This window comes from Bacillus sp. GMs2/2 (assembly GCF_050172095.1).
Lineage (GTDB): Bacteria > Bacillota > Bacilli > Bacillales > Bacillaceae_G > Bacillus_A > Bacillus_A cereus.
In genome coordinates, this window is the sequence record NZ_JBNLYE010000755.1 from 1 (window position 1) to 911 (window position 911).

Consider the following 911-nt stretch of genomic DNA (forward strand, 5'->3'; position numbering starts at 1 on the left):
GCTGCGCAAAAGGTAGCCGCAACGGAACAACAATTAAGTAAGGCAAAGGCCATGTATGGTGAAAATTCTACTGAAGTTGAAAAACTATCTCGTCAGCTTGGTAATGCCCAAATTGCTGAACAAAAATTTTCAAATCAGATGAAAGAAACTGAAACCGCCTTACAACGATTAGCGCAGCAAAATAGCAGTACGGCACAAGCTCTTACTACATTAGGCGCAGAAGAAACTAAACTTGTAAATCAATCAACAAAGCTACGTGCTGAATATGATTTACAACGTGCATCCTTAGGTAATCATGCTACAGAATCCGAGAAATTGGGTGCGAAGCTTCAATACCTCAGTCAAGTACAGCAAAATGCATCGCAGCAAACGAGAAACTGTGCCCAACAGTTAGCAGCTGCCAAATCGCAGTATGGTGAAAATTCTAGTGAAGTGAATAAACTAGAAACAAAATTATTACAATTAAGTACAGCAGAACAACAACTAAAGAATCAAATTGAAACGACAAATCGTAGTCTGAAAGAGCAAGAAATTGAAACAAAAAGGGCGGCAGATGCAACAAGGCAATTGGATACTTTTTTTGAAGCGACTGGAACAAGTGTAGATCAGTTTGCAAATGCATTGGGCGGACATTTAACATCAGCAATTAAGCAAGGTACAGCCTCATCTTCTCAACTAGATGAGGCTCTTAAACGTATCGGGCACGAAGCGTTAGGGGCAGAAACAGACATTGAAAAGCTACAACGTGTCCTTCGCTCTGTAGATGCTGGAAACTCCATACAACAAGTACGTAATGAATTGCGAGATTTACAACAAGAAGCTGGTAGAACGGAGAAGAAGTTTGAAGGGCTGAAAGTAGGATTAGAGAATGTTATCGGTGGTTTAGCAGCTGGTGGTGGTATTGCAACTGC

The 911-nt window shown here is 40.8% G+C and carries 1 pseudogene; it reads left to right on the forward strand.

Going from position 1 to position 911, the window contains the following annotated elements:
* Positions 1-911 (forward strand): annotated as a pseudogene (locus tag ACQGS6_RS29285) (hypothetical protein); the annotation flags it as partial.